This window comes from Streptomyces sp. BF23-19 (genome assembly GCF_041106355.1).
Lineage (GTDB): Bacteria > Actinomycetota > Actinomycetes > Streptomycetales > Streptomycetaceae > Streptomyces > Streptomyces virginiae_A.
Genome location: NZ_JBGBPT010000022.1, coordinates 17063 through 42069, shown reverse-complemented (window position 1 = coordinate 42069; position 25007 = coordinate 17063). Strand labels below are relative to the sequence as shown.

The window sequence follows — 25007 nt, the reverse complement described above, 5'->3', positions numbered from 1 at the left end:
GACAACCAGATCTCCTCTCACTTACCTACCTTGAAGGGCAAGGCTGAGATGGCACGTGTCGCCGCCCGGCTTTCCACCGACGGAGAGCAGAGCACGCACCCGGTCGACGAGGTGCTCCCCCTCCCCAAGCTCGCGCTGTACGGCTTCCAGCACGTACTCGCCTTCTACGCCGGCGCGGTGATCGTCCCGATCATCGTCGGCAACGCGCTGAAGCTGAGCCCTGAACAGCTGGTCTACCTGATCAACGCGGACCTCTTCACCTGCGGTATCGCCTCGATCATCCAGGCCTGGGGCATCGGCCGGATCGGCGCGCGCCTGCCGCTGATCCAGGGCGTGACCTTCACCGCGGTCTCTCCGATGATCGCCATCGGCCTCGGGGCCGGCGGCGGTACCGCCGCCCTCCTCGTCATCTACGGCGCGGTGATCACCGCGGGTATCGCCACCTTCGCCTTCGCCTGGCTACCCGCCAAGGCGTTCCGGACGGTGATGCGGCTGTTCCCGCCGGTCGTGACCGGCACGGTGATCACGGTGCTGGGCATCGTCCTGATCCCGGTCGGTCTCAACGACGCGGCCGGCGGCCTCGGCAGCCCGGACTTCGGAGACCCGAAGAACTTCGCCTACGCCGGCGGCACGATGCTCTTCATCCTGATCCTGATGAAGATCGGCAAGCCGTTCCTCTCCAGCATCTCGATCCTCCTCGGCCTGGTCGTCGGCACCACCGTCGCCTTCCTGCTCGGCGACGCGAAGTTCGGCGACGTGGGCAACTCAGAGTGGATCGGCGTCACCACCCCCTTCCACTTCGGTGCCCCGAAGTTCGAGTGGTTCCCGATCGTCCTGATGCTCATCGTCATGCTGATCACCATGGTCGAGACGACCGGTGACACCTACGCCGTCGGTGACATCGTCGGCAAGGAGGTCGACAGCGAGACCGTGGCCCGCGCCCTGCGTGCCGACGGCGCCGCGACCGCCCTCGGTGGTGTCCTCAACTCCTTCCCGTACGTGGCCTTCGCCGAGAACGTCGGCCTGGTGCGGATGACGAAGGTGAAGAGCCGGTTCGTGGTGGTCGCCGCGGGTGTCTTCATGATCGTCCTGGGTCTGCTGCCCAAGGCCGCCGCGATCGTCGCCGCCGTCCCGCACGGAGTCCTCGGCGGCGCCGCGACCGTCATGTTCGCCATGGTCGCCCTCGCCGGTATCCAGACCCTGGCCAAGGTGGACCTGAAGGAGGAGAAGAACGCGCTGATCGTCGGCGTCTCCCTCGCCTTCGCCCTGCTCCCCGCGACCGTCCCGGTCTTCTTCACCAAGCACATGGACCCGGACCTGTCCTCGCTGCTCAACAGCGGTGTGACCCTCGGTGCCACGGCCGCCATCGTCCTCAACCTGGTCTTCAACGGCCTGGGCAAGGAAGGCGCCCACGACGCTCCCAAGGTCGAACTGCCCGCCCAGGTGGCGGCGGCCGGGGACACCGCGGACTCCGCGGCAGCCGTACCGGCCCCGTCGGGTGAGGGCGAAGAAGCCCGGACCCCGGCCTCCTGACCCTCCCAAGGGGTGGACCCCGGCCGGGCCCCGCGCCCGGCCGGGGCCGCTGCCGTTCACGGCGCCGACACCCGGCCCGTGGTTCCGTCGCCGTACGGGACAATGGGCGCATGAGTCTGTTCCGCGACGACGGCATCGTGCTGCGCACCCAGAAGCTGGGTGAGGCGGACCGCATCATCACGCTGCTGACCCGCGGCCACGGCCGGGTGCGGGCCGTCGCCCGCGGGGTCCGGCGTACGAAGTCCAAGTTCGGCGCCCGGCTGGAACCTTTCTCCCACGCCGACGTGCAGTTCTTCGCCCGCGGCAGCGAACTGATCGGCCGCAGCCTGCCGCTCTGCACCCAGACCGAGATCATCGCCCCGTACGGCAACGGCATCGTCACCGACTACGCCCGCTACACCGCCGGCACCGCCATGCTGGAGACCGCCGAGCGGTTCACCGAGAACGAGGGCGAGCCCGCCGTGCAGCAGTACCTGCTGCTCGTCGGAGCCCTGCGGACCCTCTCGCGCGGCGAGCACGAGCCCCACCTCATCCTCGACGCCTTCCTGCTGCGCTCCCTCGCCGTCAACGGCTACGCGCCCAGCTTCGAGGACTGCGCGAAGTGCGGCATCCACGGCCCCAACCGGCACTTCTCCGTCGCCGCGGGCGGAGTGATATGCGGGGACTGCCGCGTGCCGGGCAGCGTCGTACCCTCATCTGAGGCCATCGCTCTGCTCAGCGCCCTGCTGACGGGCGACTGGGGGCATGCCGACGCGTGCGAGGCGCGTCACGTGCGGGAGGGCAGCGGGCTGGTCTCCGCCTATTTGCACTGGCATCTGGAGCGCGGGCTACGCTCCCTGCGATACGTCGAGAAATAGGAGCTGGGCACATGGCACGACGCGGGATTCTGGGGCGCTCTCGCCGCGAGTACAAGGTTCCCGAGCCGCACCCGTCCGGCGCGGTCCCGCCGAAGATCCCCGGCGAGCTGGTCCCGAACCACGTCGCGGTCGTCATGGACGGCAACGGTCGCTGGGCCAAGGAGCGCGGCCTGCCGCGTACCGAGGGCCACAAGGTGGGCGAGGGCGTCGTGCTCGACGTGCTCAAGGGCTGCCTGGAGATGGGCGTCAAGAACCTCTCCCTCTACGCCTTCTCGACCGAGAACTGGAAGCGCTCGCCCGACGAGGTCCGCTTCCTGATGAACTTCAACCGCGATGTCATCCGGCGCCGCCGCGACGAGATGAACGAGCTGGGCATCCGCATCCGCTGGGTCGGCCGCATGCCGAAGATGTGGAAGTCGGTCGTCCAGGAGCTCCAGGTCGCGCAGGAGCAGACCGTCGACAACGACGCCATGACCCTGTACTTCTGCGTCAACTACGGTGGCCGCGCGGAGATCGCGGACGCGGCGCAGGCCATCGCCCGCGATGTCGCGGCGGGCCGGCTGGACCCGTCGAAGGTGAACGAGAAGACCTTCGCGAAGTACATGTACTACCCGGACATGCCGGACGTGGACCTCTTCCTGCGCCCGAGCGGCGAGCAGCGCACCTCCAACTACCTGCTCTGGCAGAGCGCGTACGCCGAGATGGTCTTCCAGGACGTGCTGTGGCCGGACTTCGACCGCCGCAATCTCTGGGCGGCCTGCCTGGAGTACGCCCAGCGCGACCGCCGCTTCGGCGGGGCCGTCCCCAACCAGGGGGAGCCGGGCACCTCCGCCTGAGCGTCGTCTACGCTCCCGTGCCATGCACTTGGACGAAGATCACGAGCAGCGGACGCAGGGCACGGAGTCGGCGGTGTTCATCTACCGGCCGACGTTCGAGGACTTTCACGGGGCCGTCCGGGCCCGCGCCCGTAGGACGGGGGCGGGCCGCGCGGAGACGGCCCTTCTCCCGCTGGTCACGATCTGCCTGACCGTGGGCTTCGGCGTGTCCCGCGAGCTCCTGCCGGTCGTCGTCGCGGTCTCCGCGGTGCTGGGACTGGGTGCCGGGCTCTTCGGCGCCGCGCGCGGCCGGCGCGGCATGGCGCGCCGGCTCCACGGGGCGATGGCCACGTACGGGCAGTGCCGCACGGAGGTCGACGAGCGGGGCACCGCGACCACGGGCGAGACCATGTCCTACACGGCCGACTGGAAGCTCTTCACGCACTACGCGGAGACCTCGGAGCTCTTCGTCCTGCTCGGGGGCACGCGCGCGAGCTGCCTCGCGGTGCTGCCGAAGCGGGGAGCCCAGGAGCCGGCCGACGTCGACCGGCTGCGGGGGATCCTCGACCGGAACCTGCGGAAGGTCTAGGGGCAGCCTTTCGGATCCTGCCGGGCGGCAGGGGGCACCTCCCAGCCCCCTGGGGCTGGGGGAGGGCCAGGCAAGATCCGGGAGGGACGACCCGGGCGGCCGAGGCGCATGCCGGCCGCCGCGGCCGGACGGTCAGCCCGCGGCAGCGCAGTCGGCGCAGGTGCCGAAGATCTCCACCGTGTGGGCCACGTTCACGTAGCCGTGCTCGGCCGCGATGGACTCCGCCCACTTCTCCACGGCCGGACCCTCCACCTCGACGGCCTTGCCGCACTTGCGGCACACCAGGTGGTGGTGGTGATCGCCGGTGGAGCAGCGGCGGTAGACGGACTCGCCGTCGCTGGTGCGCAGGACGTCGACCTCACCGGCGTCCGCGAGGGACTGGAGGGTGCGGTAGACGGTGGTCAGGCCCACGGAGTCGCCACGGTGCTTGAGCATGTCGTGGAGTTCCTGGGCGCTGCGGAACTCGTCCACCTCGTCCAGCGCCGCCGCGACCGCGGCCCGCTGTCGGGTGGATCGTCCTCGTACTGGCGCGGTATTCATCTCGCCAGGCGCAGTCGCCACCGGTTCCTCCTCGTATCGGCCTCGGCCCATTGTGCCAGGCGGCCGACATTTCTAGACCTTCACATCGTCCCTCGTGCAGACCTCTTCGGTGGCGGCGCGGCCCGCCTTCGCCCGTCGCCTGGCCAGCGGCGCCGATACGGCCGTCATCACGACGAAGACGGCGATGGCGAGCAGCACGATCGCCGCGCCGGAAGGTGCGTCGAGGTAGTACGTGGCGGTCACGCCGCTGAGCGAGACCAGCACGCCGATCAGCATGGCCAGCGACAGCGTCGCGGCGAAGCCCCGGGTGACCCGCTGGGCGGCCGCGACGGGGATCACCATCATGGCGCTGACCAGCAGCAGGCCCACGATCCGCATCGCCACCGTGACGGTGAGGGCGGCCGTGACGGCCATCAGGAGGTTCAGCGCGCGCACCGGCATGCCGGTGACCCGGGCGAACTCCTCGTCCTGGCTGATGGCGAACAGCTGGCGGCGCAGCCCGACGGTCACGCCGAGGACGAAGACGGCGAGGATCACCGCGGCCCAGACGTCCTCCGGCGCGACGGTGGTGATGCCGCCGAAGAGGTAGCTGGACAGGGTGGCGGTGGAACCGCCGGCCATGTTGATGATCATGACGCCGCCGGCCAGGCCGCCGTAGAAGAGCATGGCGAGCGCGATGTCGCCGCTGGTCCTGCCGCGGGAGCGGATGTGCTCCATGCCCACCGCGCCGACGACGGCGACGAGGGAGGCCATCCACACCGGGCTGGTGTTCAGCAGGAAGCCGAGGCCCACACCGGTGGTGGCCACGTGGCCGATGCCGTCGCCCATGACCGCCTGGCGGCGCTGGACCAGGTACGTGCCGATCGCGGGCGCGGTGAGGCCGACGATGGCGGCCGCGATCAGGGCCCGCTGCATGAAGGCGTATTCGAGGAGGTCCATCAGCTCAGCAGTCCCGTCCGCAGGGGCTCGGCGTCGTGCGCCGCGTGGGGGTGTACGTGGTCGTGGCCGGGCAGCGCGTGCTGTCCCACGGCCTCCGGAGGCGGGCCGTCGTGGACCACGCAGCCGTCGCGCAGGACGACGGCCCGGTCGATCAGGGGCTCCAGCGGGCCCAGCTCGTGCAGGACGAGCAGGAGGGTGGTGCCGAGGGCCTTCTGCTCGCGCAGGGCGTTCGCGAGGACCTCCTGGTTGGCGAGGTCCACGCCGGCCATCGGCTCGTCCATGATCAGCAGTTCGGGTTCGACGGCGAGCGCCCGGGCGATGAGCACCCGCTGGTGCTGGCCGCCGGAGAGGGCGTTGACCGAGGAGGAGGCGTGCTGCTCCATGCCGAGCAGGGCCAGCGCGCGCTCGACCGCGGCCTTGTCGGCCTTGCGCAGGATCCCGAAGCGGGAGCGGGCGAGCCGGCCGGCGGAGACGACCTCGCGGACGGTGGCGGGGACCCCGCTGGCCGCCGTGGTGCGCTGCGGGACGTAGCCGATGCGCGACCACGAGCGGAAGCGCTTGAACTCGGTGCCGAAGAGGGACAGCTCGCCGCCGGTCAGCGGGACCTGGCCGACCACGGCGCGCACGGCCGTGGACTTGCCGGAGCCGTTGGCGCCGAGCAGGGCGACGACCTCGCCGCGCCGGACGGTGAGGTCGACGCCGCGCAGCACGGGGCGCGAGCCGAGCGAGGCCGTGGCCCCGCGCAGGGATATGACGGGCTGGTCCGCTGACTGTGCCGGCGTCGACTGCATGGCTCGCGCCTCCGTTGCTGCTGTCATCTACTTGGCTCCGAGCGCCTTCTGGAGGTTCTTCAGGTTGGACCGCATGACCTCGAAGTAGTCAGCGCCCTGGGACTTGTCGGTGATTCCTTCGAGCGGGTCCAGGACGTCGGTCTTCAGGCCGGTGTCCGCCGCCAGGGTCCTGGCCGTCTTGTCGCTGGCCAGGGTCTCGAAGAACACGGTGGAGACATTCTCCTGCTTGGCGAGGCCCTGGAGTTCCTTCATCCGGGCCGGGCTCGGCTCGGACTCGGGGTCGACGCCGGAGATGGCCTCCTGGTCGAGGCCGTAGCGCTCGGCGAGGTAGCCGAAGGCGGAGTGGGTGGTGATGAAGGTCCTGGAGGCCGTGTTCTTCAGGCCGTCCTTGAACTCCGTGTCCAGCGCGGTCAGTTTGCCGACCAGCTCGTCGGTGTTCTTCTTGTAGTCCGCCGCGTGGTCGGGGTCGGCCTTCTCCAGGGCGGCGCCGACTCCCTTGGCGATCTCCGCGTACTTGGCGGGGTCGAGCCAGACGTGCGGGTCCCGGCCGGCCTCGCCGTGTTCGTGGTCGTGGCCCTCGCCCTCGGCGTGGCCCTCGGCGCCGTGGTCGTGGCCGGAGGAGCCGTGGACCTCCAGCTCCGTGAGGGTCGCGGCGTCGACGATGTTCTTCACGCCGGACAGGGCGACGGCCTTGTCGACGGCGGGTTGCAGGCTCTTGAGGTAGAGGACCACGTCGGCCTCGCCGAGCTGCCCGGTCTGCTTCGGGGTGATCTCCAGGTCGTGCGGCTCGACGCCGGGCTTGGTCAGGCTGTCGACCTTCACGTGGTCCTTGCCGATCTGCTCGGCGAGGAAGGCCATCGGGTAGAACGACGCCGTCACGCCGACCTTGCCGTCGTTGCCGCCACCGGTGCCGGCGGCGGCTCCGGAGCAGGCGGTCAGGGCCGTCGCGCCGAGGGCGACGGCTCCGGCGAGGGCGGCGGTGGGTATGAGGCGGCGTACGTTCATGACATCCATTTTCATCAAAGATGGAAACGATTGTCAAAAACGCAGGTGGGAGGCCTGGGTGGCCGGGCCTGGAAGGGGAACCGATTTGAAAGGGGGGGTGCGGGCGCCGGTAATCTAAAGGCTTCGCCGTTCGTCCTCGTAATGAAGAGAGCACCGTGGCCGCCGACAAGATCGAAACCATCGTCAGCCTGAGCAAGCGCCGTGGCTTCGTTTTCCCGTGCAGTGAGATCTACGGCGGCTCCAAGGCCGCCTGGGACTACGGCCCGCTCGGTGTCGAGCTCAAGGAGAACATCAAGCGCCAGTGGTGGAAGGCGATGGTCACCGGGCGTGAGGACGTCGTCGGTATCGACTCCTCCGTGATCCTGGCCCCCGAGGTGTGGGTGGCCTCCGGCCACGTCGCCACCTTCTCGGACCCGCTGACCGAGTGCACCTCCTGCCACAAGCGCCACCGCGCGGACCACCTTGAAGAGGCGTACGAGGCCAAGCACGGCCGTATGCCCGCCAATGGTCTTGCCGACGTCAACTGCCCCAACTGTGGTGTGAAGGGCCAGTTCACCGAGCCCAAGCAGTTCTCCGGCATGCTGGAGACCCACCTCGGCCCGACCCAGGACACCGGCTCGAAGGCGTACCTGCGCCCCGAGACCGCCCAGGGCATCTTCACCAACTTCGCCGTGGTGCAGACCACTTCGCGCAAGAAGCCGCCCTTCGGCATCGCGCAGATGGGCAAGTCCTTCCGCAACGAGATCACTCCGGGCAACTTCATCTTCCGCACCCGCGAGTTCGAGCAGATGGAGATGGAGTTCTTCGTCAAGCCGGGCGAGGACGAGCAGTGGCAGGAGTACTGGATGCAGGAGCGGTGGAACTGGTACCGCGACCTCGGCATCCGCGAGGAGAACATCCGCTGGTACGACCACCCGAAGGAGAAGCTGTCCCACTACTCGAAGCGCACCGCCGACATCGAGTACCGCTTCAACTTCGGTGGCAACGAGTTCTCGGAGCTCGAAGGCGTCGCCAACCGCACCGACTTCGACCTCAAGGCCCACTCCGCGGCCTCGGGTGCGAACCTCACCTACCACGACCAGGAGTCGGGTGAGCGTTACACCCCGTACGTCATCGAGCCGGCCGCCGGTGTCAACCGCGCCATGCTCGCCTTCATGCTCGACGCGTACAACGAGGACGAGGCCCCCAACGCCAAGGGCGTCATGGAGAAGCGCACCGTGATGCGCCTCGACCCGCGCCTGGCCCCGATCAAGGTCGCCGTCCTGCCGCTGTCCCGCAACGCGCAGCTGTCGCCGAAGGCCAAGGGCCTCGCCGCCGACCTGCGCAAGAACTGGAACATCGAGTTCGACGACGCGGGCGCCATCGGCCGCCGCTACCGTCGCCAGGACGAGATCGGTACGCCGTTCTGCGTCACCGTCGACTTCGACACCCTGGACGACAACGCGGTGACCGTGCGCGAGCGCGACACCATGAAGCAGGAGCGCGTCTCCCTGGACCAGATCCAGGCCTACCTCGGCAGCCGTCTGCTCGGCTGCTAGGTCCTGCCGTACGAAGACCGGTGGCCCGGTGCGCTCGCAGCGCACCGGGCCACCGGTCTTTCGCGGGGTGGGCCTCGGTCAGGTGGTCGCTGCGGTCCGGGCGGCCGCCGCCTCGGCCGCGCGGCGCTCGCCCTCGGCCTGGGACCGCTTCCCGTACATGGCGGTCCATACGCCGAGGGCGCCCAGCACCGCGTAGATCATGATCGGGCTGAGCACCACCATGGTCTTGGTGGGCAGCGTGTAGGCGAGGACGACGCGGACGGCGGCCTCGGCGACGTACGCGAGGCCCCACACCAGGGTCATCCGGGTCAAGGTGGTGCGGAAGCCCTCGTACTGCCACAGGCCGTTCCACCACGCGGTGCTCTCCGGGGTGCCGTCGGTGGCGAACTTGCGGCCGAAGTAGAACATCAGCGGCCGCGGCGCGAGCAGCGTCGCCAGGCAGAGCAGCCCGAACAGCCCGGTGACCCCCGAGTCCTTGATGAGCAGGGCGCGGGCCGAGTGCGCGCCGACGAGCGAGACGACGGCGGTGATCACCAGGAACACCAGGGTGACGACGGCGAACTCGTCGAGCTTGCGCCGCCAGGCCAGGCTGATGGCGCTTTCGAGCACCGGCCAGGCGCTGCTGATCAGTAGCGCGGAGAACTCGCTCCAGCCGTGGTCCTTGGTGAGTACGTTGTACGTGATGATCGGCGCGACCACGTTGAACCCGATGGTCAGGATCCAGCCGAGGGCGGCGGCGCCGCCCGAGCGCTTCGGAGGCGCGGGTCGTGCGTGGTGAGTTGCTGGAGTGGACATGGTTCCCCCTGAGACGTGCCTGATGAGGTGCGGTAGGGGGACCGTAAAGACTTTGACGGGACGCGAACAACCCGAACGCACCCAAAATGATCATCAAGTTCTCCGGACTGACTGATTCCGGATGGTGGCCGCCCCGCGTCAGGCGCGCAGACCCCGGATCACGAGGGCGGTGACCGCCTCGAACTCGGTGATGATCGTCGGCGAGAGCCAGTCGGCCGCGTACTGCGGATCGTGGAAGCGGCCGGTGGCGTCGAAGACCGCACGCGCGGCCGCCGGAACGTCGTCGGCGGCGAGCGAGCCCGCGGCGACACCCTCGGCGATGATCCGGCCCAGCTGGTCGATCAGCTCGGTGAGGTGCGCGTCGACCACGCCGCTGTTCTCGGCGAGCAGCACGGTGTAGGTGGCGAACAGTTCCGGGTCGTCGCCCGCCTTGTGGCGCTTGGCCTCGAAGAGGGCCTCCAGCCACGCCTCCAGCTTGGAGGGGGCACTCCCGGTGGGAGCCGAGGCGATCTCCTCCAGCATGACCACGCTCCGGGCGAGCCAGCGGTCCGTGACGGCCTCGCGCAGCGCCGCCTTCGACGGGAAGTGCCGGTACACGCTGCCGTGGCTGACACCCAGGGCGCGGGCCACGTCCACCACGGTCGCCTTCGTGGGACCGAAGCGGCGCAGCACCTCCTCGGTGGTCGCGAGGATGCGCTCGGGAGTCAGGGGCTCGGCAGCAGCGGGGGGCATGGGTACGACCGTACCGTCAGCTCAGTGCTCGCTGTCGAGGTGGGCCATCTGGGCCGCCGGGTACCTCTCCCCGGCCGCGGCGCCGGCCGGGACGGCCTCTTCCACGGCGGCCAGGTCGGCGGCGTCGAGGGAGACGTCCATGGCACCCAGTGCCTCGGCGAGTCGGTCCCGGCGCCGGGCTCCCACCAGCGGCACGATGTCGACCCCGTGTCGCGGCCCCTGCGCGAGCACCCAGGCGATCGCGGTCTGGGCGACGCTCACGCCCTTGCCCTCGGCCACCTTGCGCAGCGCCTCCACCAGATCGAGGTTCCGGTCGAGGTTGTCGCCCTGGAAGCGGGGGCTCATGCCGCGGAAGTCGCCCGGGGCCAGTGCGCGGTCGCGGGTGAAGTGGCCGCTGATCAGGCCGCGGGACAGCACCCCGTACGCCGTGATCCCGATGCCGAGCTCGTGGGCGGTCGGCAGGATCTCGGCCTCGATGCCGCGGGAGATCAGCGAGTACTCGATCTGGAGGTCGGAGATGGGGGCCACGGCGGCGGCTCGGCGCAGGGTGTCGGCACCGACCTCGGAGAGGCCGATGTGGCGCACGTGCCCCGCCTCCACCGCCTCGGCGATGGCCCCGACGGTCTCCTCGATCGGCACGTCCGGGTCCACACGCGCGATCCGGTAGATGTCGATGTGGTCCCGGCCGAGCCGCTGGAGCGAATAGGCCAGGAAGTTCTTGACGGCCTCCGGCCGTCCGTCGTAACCGGTGAAGCCGCCCTCGACCGTACGCAGCGCACCGAACTTGACGCTGGTCAGCGCCCGCTCGCGGGCCTCGGCGGGCGCCGTGCGCAGAGCCTCGTTGATCAGCAGTTCGTTGTGCCCCATGCCGTAGAAGTCGCCGGTGTCCAGCAGTGGGTGCGTGCCGTCGGGGGTGGCGTCCAGGTAGGCGTGGATGGTCGCGATGGATTCGGCGCGGTCCGCCTCCCCGTAGAGGGCGGACATCCCCATGCAGCCCAGCCCCAGCCGGAAGACGGTGGGGCCGGTGCTGCCGAGGGTGCCGAGGGTGCTGCGATCGGCGGTCGTGCCGGTGTGGGTGTGGGCGCGGGTGTGGGTGCTCTCGTTCTTCGTCATGGAACGAGAATGGCATGAAGAGTGACAGATTTCAATATCTGTCACTCGTCAGTGTCAGGCGAGGATCCGCAGCGTCAGGGCGGCCGTCGAGACCAGGGTCAGAACGGCCGCCGGTGCCAGCTCGTAGTTCTTGGCCCGGAGGTGGGTGATGACCGCGCCGATGAAGTAGAGGGTCACGCCGGCCGCCGCGGCCACGCCGAGCGGCGTCACCCACAGGCCGACGACCAGGCCGATCGCGCCCGCGGCCTTGAGCGTGGCCAGGCGTGGCAGCCACGAGTCCGGGACCTGGACCTTCTGCATGTTCGCGACGACCTGGTCGTTGCGCTGGAGGGTGAAGGTGGCCGAGGCGGTGAGGGCGAGGGCGAGCAGGACGCCGACGACGGCGTAGGCGACGAACATGAAGATCTCCAACGGTCGATGATGCGAAATCATTGAATAACATCAACGATATCTTGAACGCAATCATTTCCTGGTTGCTACGATGTGGACCATGACGGCAGATCAGGACGGACCGCACCCTCCCCAGCGGCTGGGCCTGCTGCTGGCCTGGCACGGATCGGTCACCCAGACGCGGATGAAGCGAGCACTCGGCGCGGCCGGGCTCACCCCGCGGCACGCGATGACGCTGATGCACCTGGAGGGCGGCCCCATCAGCCAGCGGGCGCTCGCGGAGCGGCTGGTGGTGGACCCGAGCGTGCTCGTCGGGATCCTGAACGACCTGGAGGGCGAGGGCCTGGCCGAGCGTCGCCGGGACCCGGCCGACCGTCGCCGGCACAACGTGGCCATCACCGACGCGGGCGAAGCGGCCCTCCGCAAGACGAACACCGCCCTCGACGAGGTCGAGAGCGGCATCTTCGCGGGTCTGTCGGCCGCCGAGCGCGAACTCCTGCGCGGCCTCCTCGACCGGGTCAACACCTCGGCCGAGGACTTCAACTGCGGCGAGTAGCCGCCCGGCAGGATCCGGAAGGGCCAGCCTTGGGCCGTCTCTTTCGGATCTTGCCGGGCCCGCGTTGTCCGGCACCGCACCTCGCGGCGTTGTCGGAGCACCCGAGTACGTCCGGTACAAGGGAGCCCCTCCGCCTTGCGATGCACGGCACTGGACAACGCGGGCTCGGCCGACAAGATCCGAAAGAGACGACCTAGCCGCGCGGCGAACCCGTCGTCGTCGTGGCGGCGCCGACCGACTCCTCCAGGGTGCGGGCGGTCCGTTCCGCCGTCGCCCGGGCCCACGCTCCGCTCGTCGCCGCGCCCACGATCAGGACGACCAGCCCGCAGATCGTGATGATCCACCAGGCCGGCTGGGCGGCCCCGGAGAAATCGGAGCCGTTCGCCAGCCCGGCCGCCAGCACCGAGCCGATCACCGCCACTCCCAGGGTGCCGCCGGTCTGTCGGCTGGTGGAGGCGATGGCGGCCGCGACCCCGGCCTGGGAGCGGGGCATCCCGGACACCGCCGTATTGGTGATCGGCGCGTTCACCATGCCGAAGCCGAGCCCGAACAGCATGTACCCGGTGAACAGCAGCGGGTTGGACGTCTCGGCCTCGAACAGGGCGAACAGCAGCCCGCTCGACGCCATCGCCACGCCCGCGATCAGCAGGCAGATCCGCGGCCCACGGCTGCCCACCAGTCGCCCGGCCAGCGGCGCGAACAGGACGGTCAGGCCGGCCATCGGCAGCATGTAGAGCCCGGCGTGCAGGGCGCTGAGCCCCCGTACGTCCTGGAGGTACAGCGTGTTCAGGAAGAGGAAACCGGCCAGGCCGGCGAAGGCGCTGATCGCGATCACGGTCGACCCGCTGAAGGGCGCGCTCCGGAAGAACCGCAGATCGATCAGCGGTTCCTCGCAGCGGGGCTCGTGGATCAGCAGCCCCACGAACGCGGCGACGGCCACCACCGCGCACCCCAGGATCAGCGGTGAGCGCCAGCCAGCGGCCGGCGCCTCGATGATCCCGTACGTCAGACTGCCCAGCAGGGCGATGACCAGCACCTGGCCCAGCGGGTCCGGGCGGCGCGGCCGGGCCGCCCTGGACTCGGTGATGTGCCGCAGGGTCAGCGCGAACGCCGCCAGCCCGATCGGCAGGTTGATCAGGAAGATCGAGCGCCAGCCCACGGAGTCCACCAGCACCCCGCCGATCAAGGGGCCGGCCGCCATGGAGATGCCCCCGACCGCACCCCACACGCCGATGGCCCGGGCCCGCTCGGCGGGATCGGTGAAGGTGTTGGTGATGATCGACATCGCCACCGGGTTGAGCATCGCGCCGCCGACCGCCTGAACCATCCGGAAGACGATGAGCCAGTTGAGGCTGGGGGCCAGCGAGCAGAGCAGCGAGCCGCCGGTGAAGGCCACCAGACCGGCCACGAACACCTTGCGGCGCCCGATCCGGTCCGCCGTCGAGCCCGCGAGCATCAGCAGCGAGGCCAGCACGAGGGTGTAGGCGTCGATGCTCCACTGCAGCCCCGCGACCGAGGCGTCCAGGTCGCGGCGCATCGAGGGCAGAGCGACGTTGAGCACGGTGTTGTCGAGGCTGACGATCAGCAGGCTCATGCAGCAGATCGCGAGGACGAGCATGCGCTGCCGGGGACTCGGCTCGATCATGCGCCGATGCTACGTCCCCCCCACCCCCTCGGCATGCGGGACAATGGGCGGATGACCACGCTCCCTCCGCCTCTCGCGATCGGCCCGCACACCGTGCAGCCCCCGGTGGTGCTCGCGCCCATGGCCGGCATCACCAATGCCCCGTTCCGTACCCTCTGCCGGGAGTTCTCGGGTGGCAAGGGGCTGTTCGTGAGCGAGATGATCACGACCCGCGCCCTGGTCGAGCGCAACGAGAAGACCATGCAGCTGATCCACTTCGACGAGACCGAGAAGCCTCGCTCGATTCAGCTGTACGGGGTGGACCCGACCACGGTCGGCAAGGCGGTCCGCATGATCGTCGAAGAGGACCGCGCCGACCACATCGACCTCAACTTCGGCTGCCCCGTCCCCAAGGTGACCCGCAAGGGCGGCGGCTCGGCCCTCCCGTACAAGCGCAACCTGCTGCGCGCGATCCTGCGCGAGGCCGTCGCCGGCGCCGGTGACCTGCCGGTCACCATGAAGATGCGCAAGGGCATCAACGACGACCACCTCACCTACCTCGACGCGGGCCGGATCGCCGTCGAGGAGGGCGTCACCGCCATAGCCCTGCACGGCCGTACCACCGCCCAGCACTACGGCGGCACCGCCGACTGGGACGCCATCGCGCGGCTCAAGGAGCACGTGCCGGAGATCCCCGTGCTCGGAAACGGCGACATCTGGTGTGCCGAGGACGCGCTGCGCATGGTCCGCGAGACCGGCTGCGACGGCGTGGTCGTGGGCCGTGGCTGCCTGGGGCGGCCGTGGCTGTTCAACGACCTGGTGGCGGCCTTCGAGGGGCGCCCCGAGGACTTCCACAAGCCCACCCTGCGCGAGGTGGCCACCACCATGCACCGCCACGCCCAGCTGCTGGGGGAGTGGATCGGCGACGAGGCGCGCGGGGTGATCGACTTCCGTAAGCACGTGGCCTGGTACCTCAAGGGCTTCTCGGTGGGCTCCGAGATGCGCAAGAAGCTCGCGGTCACCTCCTCCCTGGCCGAACTGGACGCTCATCTGAGCGAGCTCGATCTGGATCAAGCATGGCCGGAGAGCGCGGACGGGCCTCGTGGTCGGACGTCCGGAAACAACCGAGTTGTCCTGCCGGACGGCTGGCTGAAGGACCCGTACGACTGCGCCGGTGTGAGCGAGGACGCTGAACTGGACACCTCCGGAGGCTGACAAATCGCCCTCCGTGGTGCGTGATATACGCCACGCATGGGAAGGGTTTCGCTCAGATGAGCACAGAAGTCACGGGTAAGACTTTCAAAGGGTGGCACTGGGTGCCACCCTTTGTGCGTTCAATACTTGAAGGCAAATGTATCGATGATCGCTCATCCGAGCGTGATCAGGCCTCAGGAGCCCCCTCATCCTTCGGGATGTGAAGGCTGTTCGTACTTTCTGATTACCCATGAGTTACTTTCGATCTGCTGGCGCACGGGTGGTTACAGCCGTATGACGACCAAGTGGACGTACCCAGAAGCCTTCGATCTGGGTATGTTCCTGGCCGTCAGGGCAGCCACCGAGCCTCGAGGAGTCGAGACCCGTGTCGGAAAACAAAGATCAGAAGTTCGTCTACGACTTCACCGAGGGCAACCGCGACCTCAAGGACCTTCTCGGCGGCAAGGGTGCCAACCTCGCCGAGATGACCAACCTGGGTCTGCCGGTCCCTCCCGGCTTCACCATCACCACCGAGGCCTGCAAGGTCTACCTCGAGAGCGGCACGGCCCCCGCCGAGCTGCGCGAAGAGGTCAGCGCCCACCTTGCGGCCCTCGAGGCGAAGATGGGCAAGAAGCTCGGACAGTCGGACGACCCGCTGCTGGTCTCCGTGCGCTCCGGTGCGAAGTTCTCGATGCCCGGCATGATGGACACCGTCCTGAACATCGGTCTTTCCGACGACTCCGTGAAGGGCCTCGCCGCCCAGGCCGGTAACGAGCGCTTCGCGTGGGACTCGTACCGCCGCCTCATCCAGATGTTCGGCAAGACCGTGCTGGACGTCGACGGCGAGCTCTTCGAGGAAGCCCTCGACGAGGCCAAGGCCGCCAAGAAGGTCACCGTCGACACCGACCTCGACGCCGCCGACCTGAAGAAGCTCGTCACCCGCTTCAAGAAGATCGTCGCCAAGCAGGCCGGCCGCGACTTCCCGCAGGACGCCCGCGAGCAGCTCGACCTCGCCGTCGAGGCCGTCTTCAACTCGTGGAACACCGACCGTGCCAAGCTCTACCGCCGCCAGGAGCGCATCCCGAGCGACCTGGGCACCGCGGTCAACGTCTGCTCCATGGTCTTCGGCAACCTCGGCCCCGACTCCGGCACCGGCGTCGCCTTCACCCGCGACCCCGCCAGCGGCCACGCGGGCGTCTACGGCGACTACCTCCAGAACGCCCAGGGCGAGGACGTCGTCGCGGGTATCCGCAACACGGTGCCGCTCGCGGACCTGGAGACCATCGACAAGGCCTCGTACGACCAGCTCATGACGACCATGACGACGCTGGAGAACCACTACAAGGATCTCTGCGACATCGAGTTCACCATCGAGCGCGGCCAGCTGTGGATGCTCCAAACCCGCGTCGGCAAGCGCACGGCGGGTGCGGCCTTCCGCATCGCCACGCAGCTCGTGGACCAGGGCCTGATCACCGAGGCCGAGGCCCTCCAGCGCGTCACCGGTCACCAGCTGGCGCAGCTGATGTTCCCGCGCTTCGACGAGGACGCGAAGACCGCGCTGCTCGGCCGCGGTATCGCCGCCTCCCCGGGCGCGGCGGTCGGCAAGGCCGTCTTCGACTCGTACACGGCCGTCAAGTGGTCCCGCTCCGGCGAGAAGGTCATCCTGATCCGCCGCGAGACCAACCCGGACGACCTGGACGGCATGATCGCCTCCGAGGGCATCCTGACCTCGCGCGGCGGCAAGACCTCGCACGCCGCCGTCGTCGCCCGCGGCATGGGCAAGACCTGTGTCTGCGGCGCCGAGGAGCTCGACGTCGACACCAAGCGCCGCCGCATGACGGTCGGCGAGACGGTCATCGAAGAGGGCGACGTCGTCTCCATCGACGGCTCCACCGGCAAGGTCTACCTCGGTGAGGTACCCGTCGTACCGTCCCCGGTCGTCGAATACTTCGAGGGCCGCATGCACGCCGGCGCCGACGACGCCGACGAGCTCGTCGCCGCCGTGCACCGGATCATGGCCTACGCGGACCGCGTCCGCCGCCTGCGGGTGCGCGCCAACGCCGACAACGCCGAGGACGCGCTGCGTGCCCGCCGCTTCGGCGCCCAGGGCATCGGCCTGTGCCGCACCGAGCACATGTTCCTCGGCGAGCGCCGTGAACTCGTGGAGCGACTGATCCTCGCGGACACCGACGAAGAGCGCGAGGCGGCACTCAGTGCCCTCCTGCCGCTGCAGAAGAAGGACTTCGTCGAGCTCTTCGAGGCGATGGACGGCCTGCCCGTCACCGTCCGCCTCCTGGACCCGCCGCTGCACGAGTTCCTGCCCGACATCACCGAGCTGTCGGTCCGCGTCGCCCTCGCCGAGTCCCGCAAGGACGCCAACGAGAACGACCTGCGCCTGCTCCAGGCCGTGCACAAGCTGCACGAGCAGAACCCGATGCTGGGTCTGCGCGGTGTCCGCCTCGGCCTGGTCATCCCCGGCCTGTTCAAGATGCAGGTCCGGGCGATCGCCGAGGCCGCCGCCGAGCGCAAGAACGCCAAGGGTGACCCGCGCGCCGAGATCATGGTCCCGCTCGTCGGCACCGTCCAGGAGCTGGAGATCGTCCGCGACGAGGCCGTCCAGGTCATCGCCGAGGTCGAGGCCGCCACCGGCACCAACCTCAAGCTGAGCATCGGCACGATGATCGAGCTGCCGCGCGCCGCCCTGACGGCCGCCCAGATCGCCGAGGCCGCGCAGTTCTTCTCCTTCGGCACGAACGACCTGACCCAGACGGTGTGGGGCTTCTCCCGCGACGACGTCGAGGCCAGCTTCTTCACCGCCTACCTGGAGAAGGGCATCTTCGGGGTCTCGCCCTTCGAGACCATCGACAAGGACGGCGTCGGCTCCCTCGTGCGCCACGCGGTCAAGCAGGGCCGGGCCACCCGCCCCGACCTCAAGCTCGGCGTCTGCGGCGAGCACGGTGGCGACCCCGAGTCGGTCCACTTCTTCCACGAGGTCGGCCTCGACTACGTCTCCTGCTCGCCCTTCCGGATTCCGGTGGCGCGCCTGGAGGCCGGCCGTGCCGCCGCCGAGGCGAAGGGCAGCGACAGCCGCTGACCCCTGGCCCTCCAAGGGCCCCATAGACCGCGCCTGTCCCCGGGTTCCCTGACTGCCCGGGGGCGGGCGCGCCTATTTTTGTTGTTCAACAAGTCTTTACGCCAGCGGGCGGTGGACGGATCCCCACCCGTCCACCGCCGCTGTCATTCTGCCGGGCACGTCGGCGCTTCCCGGTGCGACCGACCGCCAGGCCCCGCAAAGCCCCCCACGGCCTTCGCGGAGCGTTTCGGTCGCACCGGAGTGTGCCCGGCGGAGTACAGGATTTCGGTTGTCACGCCCCCGCCGAAAGGGGTTTCAACTGTGGCCGAAAGGGCGTGGTGACAACGTGTGACGGCGTGCATACTCATGGAGCGGGGGGATTGCGGTTGCACAGGTGGGGGTTCGGTGCTGCGTATCCATTTCACTGGAGTGGACCTGGCACGCGTACGGATGGCAGGGCGTCCCGATGCGTTGTGGGAAACGATTCTGAGCTTTCACCGCTTAAGAGACCGGCGCGATGCCCGGTTGTTCGGTGAATGGCGTACGGAAACCCGGAGCAGGTTGAATAGTGAAACACGCACGCTCGGTATGCTCATACCGAGTCGTGGTTATTTCCCCGATTTCTTGACCCCTGTGGAGGGGCAGTACGGGTGGGACGTGGGCCTCGACGCGCTGCGCGGGATCCGTCCCGAGCGCATGCGGCGCGAGCTGCAGCTGCTGGGCGCCGGAGCGCCGATGACGCCGCGGCTACGGGAGTTCATGGACGGCGGTGACAAGCAGCTGCCGCGGCTCATGGGCGAGCTCCGCGCGTACCACCGGGCCGCCGTGGAGCCGTACTGGACGCATATCCAGGCCCAGATCGAGGCCGAGCGCGCCGCGCGCGGCCGGGCCCTGCTGGACGGCGGCGCGGACGAACTGCTGGACTCGCTGCCGCCGATGCTGCGCTGGCGGGCTCCGGTGCTGGAATGCGATTACCCCGTGGACCGTGACGTACGGCTGCGGGGCCGCGGGCTGCTGCTCCAGCCGTCCTTCTTCTGCCGGCGCACCGCGGTGACCCTGCACGATCCGGAGCTGCCGCCGGTGCTGGTCTACCCGGCCGCCGCGCAGCTGGCCTCGGCGCCGGCGGGGGGTGAGGCGGCGCGGCCCGTGGAGGAGCAGCGCCAGCGCACCCTGGGCAAGCTGGTCGGGCACACCCGCTCGGTCGTGCTGCGGGCCATAGGGGACGGGGCGACCACCAGCGAGCTGGCCCGCCGGGCCGGGGTCTCGCTGGCCTCCGCGAGCCAGCACGCGTGTGTGATGCGGGAGGCGGGGCTGGTGACCACGCTGCGGCGGGGGAACGCGGTGCTGCACACCGTGACGCCGCTGGGGGCCGCGCTGTTGAAGGGTGGGGCCGTGGCCTCGTGACGCGGCCGCCGCACCCCCTGCGGGGTTGCCCGTGGGGGGTGCGGTCGGTTGTGCGGGTGCCGGTCCGTTGCGGGGGCGCTGCCCCGGGCCCCCGCGCCTCGAACGCCGGCGGGGCTGGAGGAGCGGGGCTCAGACGCGGAAGGGGCCGGTCACCTCGTAGGTGATGCCGCCGGAGGAGCTGCCGCTCGTGCCGCGCTGGCTGGAGAAGTAGAGCCGGTTGCCGGCGGGGGAGAAGGCCGGGCCGGTGATCTCGGAGGAGGACTGGCCGGTGATCCGCAGGAAGGGCGCCACCACGTCGTCCGGGGTGATCACGCAGATCTCCATGTTGCCGCCGTCCTCGGCGACGTACAGGTCGCCGTACGAGGAGCCGGTGACGTTGTCGACGCCGGTCAGCGGGGCCGCGCCGCCGGGCACGAGCGAGTCGTCGTAGGCCAGCTCGTACGTGCTGTTCGTGAGGTTCAGCTGCCAGACCCGGTTGTCGCCCTTCGTGGTGAACCAGACGGTGTCGTTGGCGTAGTGGCAACCCTCGCCGCCGTTGAACTTCTTCGAGCCCGAGACCTGGCTGCGGGTCGCGGTCGGCGAGCCGTCCGGGTCCGGGACGTTCTGCCAGGTGAAGGAGCCCGAGGTGGCGGTGCCGGCCTTCAGGACCTGCAGCGTGCCGGAGGAGAGGTTGCCCCAGGTGGTCGGGATGAAGCGGTAGAAGCAGCCGCTGGTCTCGTCCTCGGTCAGGTAGATCACCTGGCGCACCGGGTCGGCGGCGGCCGCCTCGTGCTTGAACCGGCCCATCGCGGGGCGCTGCACGGCCGCGTTCACCCCGTACGGGTCGGTCTCGTAGACGAAGCCGCGGTCGACCTCCTCGCAGGACAGCCAGGTGTTCCAGGGGGTCTTGCCGCCCGCGCAGTTCTGCCGGGTGTCGGAGAGGATCCGATAGGCGCCGGTGACGGTGCCGGAGGAGTTGAACTTCACCGCGCTCGCGCCGCCGGAGGGGTTGATCTCCGAGTTGGACACGTAGATCCAGCCCGAACCGTCGACGAAACAGGCACCGCCGTCGGGGGCGCTGTGCCAGGTGTACGAGGTACCGCTGACGGTCTGGCCCGAGCGGGCGATGACCCGGCTGGTGAAACCGCTGGGGAGCATGATGCCGTTGGCGTCGGCCGCGCCGAGCGCCCCGTAGGGTCCGGCACCGGGCTGGGCGGGGGCGGCGTAGGCGGCCCCGTGCATCAACGTGCCGCCGAAGGCGGCGGCCGACGAACCGATCACCGCACCGCGCAGGAAGGTACGACGTTCCACGGTCACTCCTGTGGGAGGAAGGCCCCGCGGCCGGTCGGACGCGGGGGCGCACGCGTGGAGGAACCTAGGAGGCGCCAGTTGCCGTGGCCCCAACTCCCCGTGACGCATGAGCGACCGCTCGACGGACACTTGCCTGACCTGCGGTTTCGTGGTCCGGAAAGAAAAATCGAAAAAAGTTCGCGAGGAGCGATGATTCTTCCGGGGACCCGCGGTCTACCTCTCGAAAGCACCGCACACGAGAGAAGAGAGACCTCGATGTCCGCCACCATGATCTTCGTCAACCTGCCGGTCAAGGACCTGGAGGCCAGCAAGACCTTCTGGAGCAAGCTGGGCTACTCCTTCAACGCCCAGTTCACCGACGAGAACTGCGCCTCGATGGTCATCAGCGACACCATCGTCGCGATGCTCCTGACCGAGGCCCGCTACAAGGACTTCACCCACAAGGAGATCGCGGACGCGACGAAGACGTCCGAGGTGCTGATCTGTCTGAGCGCCGAGAGCCGCACCGCGGTCGACGAGCTGGTGGACGGGGCCTTGGCGGCCGGCGCCACCGAACCCCGCCCCGCCCAGGACCACGGCGTCATGTACGGCCGTGCCTTCGACGACCTCGACGGCCACACCTGGGAGATCATGTGGATGGACCCGTCGATGGTCCAGAGCTGATCACGCACCACCCCGCGGTCACGAGGTCATGAGGTCACGAGGTCACGGCGGTCCGCACCGGATAGGTCCGCACCGCCGTCTCCTCGTCGTCCAGGCAGCGCCCCGACTCCAGGTCGAAGCGCTGCTTGAGCAGTGGGGAGGCCACGAAGGGCCGGCCCCCGGCCGTCCCCACCAGCCCGCGCGAGAGCACCTGCGCCCCGGTGAAGGGGTCCTGGTTGCCGATGGCGTACGGGCGCCCCGCGCGGTCGACGAACACCGCGGCCTGGCTCCCGTCGGGCAGCAGCGCCGCCACCCCGCGCCCGGGGATCAGCGAGGACAGCTCGCACACCGTCAGCCAGCCCTGCGCAACCTGCAGTTCCACGGTCATCGGACGGCTCCTCCTATGGTCAGGACGGCCAGGTCGGGCTTGACCTGGTCACGCTCGGGGACGAACTTCACGGTCGGGTCGGGGGCGCCGGGCGCGTTGACGAAGGACACGAACCGGCGCAGCCGCTCCGGATCCTGGAGCGTCTCGGCCCATTCGTCCCGGTAGTGCGCCACGTGGTCGGCCATCAGGGACTCCAGCTCCGCGCACAGCCCGAGCGAGTCGTGCACGACCACGTCCCGCAGGTGGGCCAGGCCCCCCTCCAGCCGCTCCAGCCAGGTGGACGTCCGCTCCAGCCGGTCGGCGGTGCGGATGTAGAACATCAGGAACCGGTCGATCAGGCGGACCAGTTCCGCGTCCGACAGGTCCTGGGCCAGCAGGTCGGCGTGGCGCGGGGTGGCCCCGCCGTTGCCGCCCACGTACAGGTTCCAGCCACTCGCCGTCGCGATGACGCCGAAGTCCTTGCTCTGTGCCTCCGCGCACTCGCGGGCGCAGCCGGAGACAGCCGACTTGAGCTTGTGCGGGGAGCGCAGCCCCCGGTAGCGCAGCTCCAGATCGATGGCCATCCGGACGCTGTCCTGGACCCCGTAGCGGCACCAGGTCTGCCCCACGCAGGACTTCACCGTGCGCAGGGCCTTCCCGTACGCGTGCCCGGACTCGAACCCGGCGTCGACGAGCCGCGCCCAGATCCGCGGGAGCTGGTCCACGCTCGCCCCGAAGAGGTCGATCCGCTGCCCGCCGGTGATCTTCGTGTAGAGGCCGAAGTCGCGGGCCACCTCGCCGATCACGATCAGCTTGTCGGGGGTGATCTCACCGCCGGGGATGCGCGGGACGACCGAGTAGGAGCCGTTGCGCTGCATGTTCGCGAGGAAGTGGTCGTTGGTGTCCTGGAGGGCGGCCTGCTCCCCGTCCAGGACGTAGCCGCTCGCGCCGAGGGTCGGGGCGAGCGAGGCGATGATCGAGCCGACGGTGGGCTTGCAGACCTCGCAGCCCTCGCCGCCGCGGGCCTCCGGCCGGCCGTGCCCGTCGAGGATCTCCTCGTACGAGGTCAACCGGCGGGTGCGGACGATCTCGTAGAGCTCGGCCCGGGTGAAGGGGAAGCAGCCGCACAGCCCCTTGTCGGTGGCGGCGGGCAGCAGTTGTCCGATCACCTTGACGCAACTGCCGCAGCCGGTGCCCGCCTTGGTGCACTTCTTGACCTCGGCGAGGGTGGCGCAGGCGGCGATGGCCTTCTTGGTGACGTTGTGGCAGGAGCAGATCACCGCGTGGTCGGGGAGCGCGGACGGGCCGAGCGCGACCGGGGCGCCGACCCCGGCGGGCAGCACCAACTGCTCGGGGGCGACGGGCGGGACGCTTCCGGTGAGCGGGCGCAGCAGGCCGTAGGAGTCCGCGTCGCCGACCAGCACCCCGCCGAGGAGAACGCCGTCGGGGGAGACGACCAGCTTCTTGTAGACCCCGGAGCGGGAGTCGGACCAGACGACGTCGAGGCTGTTCGGGGTGGTGCCGTGGGCGTCGCCGAAGGAGGCCACGTCCACGCCGAGGAGCTTGAGCTTGGTGGAGAGGTCGGCTCCGGTGAACTCCTTCTCGCGGCCCAGCAGATCGTCGGCGGCCGTCTCGGCCATCTCGTAGCCGGGGGCCACCAGACCGTAGACGCGGCCGTCGACGGCGAGGGCGCACTCGCCGATGGCGTAGACGTGCGCGTCGGAGGTGCGGCAGCGGGCGTCGACCGCGATGCCACCGCGCTCGCCGACGTCCAGTCCGGCGTCGCGGGCCAACTGGTCGCGGGGGCGGACGCCGGCGGAGAAGACGACGAGGTCGGTGTCGACGACCGAGCCGTCGGACAGCCGCATGCCGCTGACGTGGCCGTCGTCGCCGATCACCACCTCCTGGGTGCCGACGCCGGTGTGGACGGTCAGCCCCATGGACTCGATGGTGCGCAGCAAGGCCGCGCCGCCGCCCTCGTCGACCTGTACGGGCATCAGGCGCGGGGCGAACTCGACGACACGGGTGGCCAGGCCCAGCCCCTGGAGGGCGCCGGCGGCCTCCAGCCCGAGGAGACCACCGCCGACGACCGCGCCGGAACTCCTGGTCTTCGCGTACTCCTCGATCGCGAGCAGGTCCTCGATCGTGCGGTAGACGAAGCAACCGGGGGCGTCCTTGCCCGGGACCGGCGGCACGAAGGGGTAGCTGCCGGTGGCCAGCACCAGGACGTCGTACGGGAACACCTGCCCGGACCGGGAGGTGACCGTACGGGCGACCCGGTCGATGTGCTCGGCGGGGTCGTCGAGGTGGAGGTCGATGCCGTGCTGCTCCATGAACCCGGCGGGTGTCATGGACAGGTCCTCGGCGGTGCTGCCGGAGAAGTACGAGGTCAGGTGCACGCGGTCGTAGGCGGGCCGGGGCTCCTCGCAGAGCACGGTGATCCGGTGCGTGGCGGTGACCCCGCGCTCGGCGAGTGCTTCGAGGTAGCGCTGGCCGACCATGCCGTGCCCGATGAGCACGATCGTGGGCAGGGGCTCGGTCATGTCAGTGGCCTCCGTCGTCGGTGAGCAGGTGGAACAGGTCGTGCGGTGATTCCTCGCCCTCCCAGGTGCGGGCGAGGGCCCCCACGGTGGAGAGCTCGCCGAGCAGTACGCCGCCGACGAGGCGGTCGCCCCGCAGGACGACCTTGCGGTAGGTGCGGCGGGTGGCGTCGGCGAGCCGGACCACGTCGTCGCCGGGGAGGGCGGTGGTCTCGCCGAAGGCGGCGAGATCGAGGGTGCGGTCCCCGTCGGCGGTGAGGGTGAGGCGGGTGAGGGCCCGGGTGCCGGTGTACTGCGTGGGCTCGCCGGTGAGGAGTGCGGCCAGGGCGTCGGCCTGTTCCAGGGCGGCGCCCGCGAGGCCGTACACCTGGCCGGCGTGCTCGGCGCAGTCGCCGATGGCGTGGATGCGGGGGTCGCTGGTGCGGAGGTGGTCGTCGACCACGATGCCGGTGCGGACGTCCAGCCCGGCGGCCCGGGCGAGGCCGGTGCGGGGGCGTACGCCGCAGGCGAGGACGACGAGATCGGCGTCGAGGCGGTAGCCGTCGGCGAGTTCGACCCCGGTGACCTGGCGCGGGGTTTCCGTTCCGCGCCGCCGCTTCCCGGGCTCCGCCCGGACCCGGTCCTCAAACGCCGGACGGGCTGAAATACCGGACCCGCCGTCCTCGAAGGCCGGCGGGGCC

Annotated in this window: 23 protein-coding genes; 10 read left to right on the top strand and 13 right to left on the bottom strand. The window is 69.9% G+C overall.

What is annotated here, in order from left to right; all coding sequences use genetic code 11:
- The first annotated feature begins 48 nt into the window (after nucleotides 1–48).
- The 4 genes from AB8A24_RS15015 to AB8A24_RS15000 all read left to right on the top strand — a co-directional run bounded on the left by AB8A24_RS15015 (nucleotide 49) and on the right by AB8A24_RS15000 (nucleotide 3794).
- A complete protein-coding gene (locus tag AB8A24_RS15015; RefSeq protein WP_266484565.1) occupies nucleotides 49–1533 on the top strand; it encodes a nucleobase:cation symporter-2 family protein in 1485 nt (494 codons plus the stop codon).
- Nucleotides 1534–1643: 110 nt separating this feature from the next.
- Nucleotides 1644–2390 carry a DNA repair protein RecO gene (gene recO, locus AB8A24_RS15010; RefSeq protein WP_030757462.1) on the top strand — a complete coding sequence of 249 codons (747 nt, stop codon included), beginning with the start codon at nucleotides 1644–1646 and terminating at the stop codon, nucleotides 2388–2390.
- An 11-nt stretch (nucleotides 2391–2401) separates the two neighbouring features.
- Nucleotides 2402–3226, top strand: coding sequence for an isoprenyl transferase (locus AB8A24_RS15005; RefSeq protein ID WP_266391260.1), 825 nt, complete (start codon nucleotides 2402–2404; stop codon nucleotides 3224–3226).
- Between the two features lie 22 nt (nucleotides 3227–3248).
- Complete coding sequence (locus AB8A24_RS15000; protein ID WP_328963418.1) at nucleotides 3249–3794, top strand: hypothetical protein; 546 nt, start codon at nucleotides 3249–3251, stop codon at nucleotides 3792–3794.
- Between the two features lie 132 nt (nucleotides 3795–3926).
- Here AB8A24_RS15000 and AB8A24_RS14995 read toward each other — a convergent pair whose 3' ends face one another.
- Genes AB8A24_RS14995 through AB8A24_RS14980 form a run of 4 tightly spaced genes read right to left on the bottom strand, consistent with a single transcriptional unit; the run spans nucleotide 3927 to nucleotide 7069 of the window.
- Nucleotides 3927–4355, bottom strand: coding sequence for a Fur family transcriptional regulator (locus AB8A24_RS14995; protein WP_078626133.1), 429 nt, complete (start codon nucleotides 4353–4355; stop codon nucleotides 3927–3929).
- A gap of 51 nt (nucleotides 4356–4406) precedes the next feature.
- Entirely contained in the window at nucleotides 4407–5273 is an 867-nt protein-coding gene (locus tag AB8A24_RS14990; protein WP_328963419.1) for a metal ABC transporter permease, read from the bottom strand.
- A complete protein-coding gene (locus AB8A24_RS14985) occupies nucleotides 5273–6064 on the bottom strand; it encodes a metal ABC transporter ATP-binding protein (protein WP_161288789.1) in 792 nt (263 codons plus the stop codon). The genes AB8A24_RS14990 and AB8A24_RS14985 overlap by 1 nt, the downstream gene beginning before the upstream one ends.
- 27 nt (nucleotides 6065–6091) lie before the next feature.
- Nucleotides 6092–7069: a metal ABC transporter substrate-binding protein gene (locus tag AB8A24_RS14980; RefSeq protein WP_328963420.1), complete on the bottom strand. Its 978-nt coding sequence runs from the start codon at nucleotides 7067–7069 to the stop codon at nucleotides 6092–6094.
- Nucleotides 7070–7224: 155 nt separating this feature from the next.
- Here AB8A24_RS14980 and AB8A24_RS14975 point away from each other — a divergent pair, with 155 nt between their 5' ends.
- Nucleotides 7225–8607 carry a glycine--tRNA ligase gene (locus AB8A24_RS14975; protein WP_328963421.1) on the top strand — a complete coding sequence of 461 codons (1383 nt, stop codon included), beginning with the start codon at nucleotides 7225–7227 and terminating at the stop codon, nucleotides 8605–8607.
- A gap of 78 nt (nucleotides 8608–8685) precedes the next feature.
- Here AB8A24_RS14975 and AB8A24_RS14970 read toward each other — a convergent pair whose 3' ends face one another.
- The 4 genes from AB8A24_RS14970 to AB8A24_RS14955 all read right to left on the bottom strand — a co-directional run bounded on the left by AB8A24_RS14970 (nucleotide 8686) and on the right by AB8A24_RS14955 (nucleotide 11658).
- Nucleotides 8686–9402, bottom strand: a complete 717-nt coding sequence (locus AB8A24_RS14970; protein WP_328963422.1) for a VC0807 family protein — start codon at nucleotides 9400–9402, stop codon at nucleotides 8686–8688.
- A gap of 138 nt (nucleotides 9403–9540) precedes the next feature.
- Nucleotides 9541–10134: a TetR family transcriptional regulator gene (locus tag AB8A24_RS14965; RefSeq protein WP_030008968.1), complete on the bottom strand. Its 594-nt coding sequence runs from the start codon at nucleotides 10132–10134 to the stop codon at nucleotides 9541–9543.
- Between the two features lie 21 nt (nucleotides 10135–10155).
- On the bottom strand, nucleotides 10156–11247 hold the full coding sequence (locus tag AB8A24_RS14960) for an aldo/keto reductase (protein WP_369476028.1): 1092 nt from the start codon (nucleotides 11245–11247) through the stop codon (nucleotides 10156–10158).
- Between the two features lie 54 nt (nucleotides 11248–11301).
- Nucleotides 11302–11658, bottom strand: a complete 357-nt coding sequence (locus AB8A24_RS14955; protein ID WP_369476027.1) for a DoxX family protein — start codon at nucleotides 11656–11658, stop codon at nucleotides 11302–11304.
- A gap of 79 nt (nucleotides 11659–11737) precedes the next feature.
- Between AB8A24_RS14955 and AB8A24_RS14950 the strand changes: the two genes are divergently transcribed.
- Nucleotides 11738–12193: a MarR family winged helix-turn-helix transcriptional regulator gene (locus tag AB8A24_RS14950; RefSeq protein WP_328963426.1), complete on the top strand. Its 456-nt coding sequence runs from the start codon at nucleotides 11738–11740 to the stop codon at nucleotides 12191–12193.
- Nucleotides 12194–12386: 193 nt separating this feature from the next.
- Here AB8A24_RS14950 and AB8A24_RS14945 read toward each other — a convergent pair whose 3' ends face one another.
- Nucleotides 12387–13838 (bottom strand): MFS transporter, encoded by a 1452-nt coding sequence (locus AB8A24_RS14945; protein WP_369476025.1) that lies wholly within the window; start codon nucleotides 13836–13838, stop codon nucleotides 12387–12389.
- A gap of 33 nt (nucleotides 13839–13871) precedes the next feature.
- Between AB8A24_RS14945 and dusB the strand changes: the two genes are divergently transcribed.
- From dusB to AB8A24_RS14930, 3 genes are all read left to right on the top strand, one after another.
- The gene (gene dusB / locus AB8A24_RS14940; RefSeq protein WP_051773687.1) at nucleotides 13872–15032 is read left to right on the top strand and encodes a tRNA dihydrouridine synthase DusB; all 1161 of its coding nucleotides are present in this window, start codon (nucleotides 13872–13874) and stop codon (nucleotides 15030–15032) included.
- A gap of 364 nt (nucleotides 15033–15396) precedes the next feature.
- Nucleotides 15397–18105 carry a pyruvate, phosphate dikinase gene (ppdK, locus tag AB8A24_RS14935; protein ID WP_328963428.1) on the top strand — a complete coding sequence of 903 codons (2709 nt, stop codon included), beginning with the start codon at nucleotides 15397–15399 and terminating at the stop codon, nucleotides 18103–18105.
- 384 nt (nucleotides 18106–18489) lie between these two features.
- The gene (locus tag AB8A24_RS14930) at nucleotides 18490–19488 is read left to right on the top strand and encodes a winged helix-turn-helix domain-containing protein (RefSeq protein WP_328963429.1); all 999 of its coding nucleotides are present in this window, start codon (nucleotides 18490–18492) and stop codon (nucleotides 19486–19488) included.
- A 129-nt stretch (nucleotides 19489–19617) separates the two neighbouring features.
- On the opposite strand, the gene AB8A24_RS14925 is transcribed toward AB8A24_RS14930, so the two are convergent.
- Nucleotides 19618–20778 (bottom strand): alkaline phosphatase PhoX, encoded by a 1161-nt coding sequence (locus tag AB8A24_RS14925; protein ID WP_328963430.1) that lies wholly within the window; start codon nucleotides 20776–20778, stop codon nucleotides 19618–19620.
- Between the two features lie 255 nt (nucleotides 20779–21033).
- Here AB8A24_RS14925 and AB8A24_RS14920 point away from each other — a divergent pair, with 255 nt between their 5' ends.
- On the top strand, nucleotides 21034–21441 hold the full coding sequence (locus AB8A24_RS14920) for a VOC family protein (protein WP_266391232.1): 408 nt from the start codon (nucleotides 21034–21036) through the stop codon (nucleotides 21439–21441).
- A gap of 34 nt (nucleotides 21442–21475) precedes the next feature.
- Here the strand turns inward: AB8A24_RS14920 and nirD are convergent, their stop codons facing one another.
- The 3 genes from nirD to AB8A24_RS14905 all read right to left on the bottom strand — a co-directional run.
- Nucleotides 21476–21808, bottom strand: coding sequence for a nitrite reductase small subunit NirD (gene nirD / locus AB8A24_RS14915; protein ID WP_030715551.1), 333 nt, complete (start codon nucleotides 21806–21808; stop codon nucleotides 21476–21478).
- On the bottom strand, nucleotides 21805–24330 hold the full coding sequence (gene nirB / locus AB8A24_RS14910; RefSeq protein ID WP_328963431.1) for a nitrite reductase large subunit NirB: 2526 nt from the start codon (nucleotides 24328–24330) through the stop codon (nucleotides 21805–21807). The genes nirD and nirB overlap by 4 nt, the downstream gene beginning before the upstream one ends.
- A gap of 1 nt (nucleotide 24331) precedes the next feature.
- On the bottom strand, nucleotides 24332–25007 hold a 676-nt coding region (locus tag AB8A24_RS14905), incomplete at its 5' end, for an FAD-dependent oxidoreductase (RefSeq protein ID WP_369476020.1).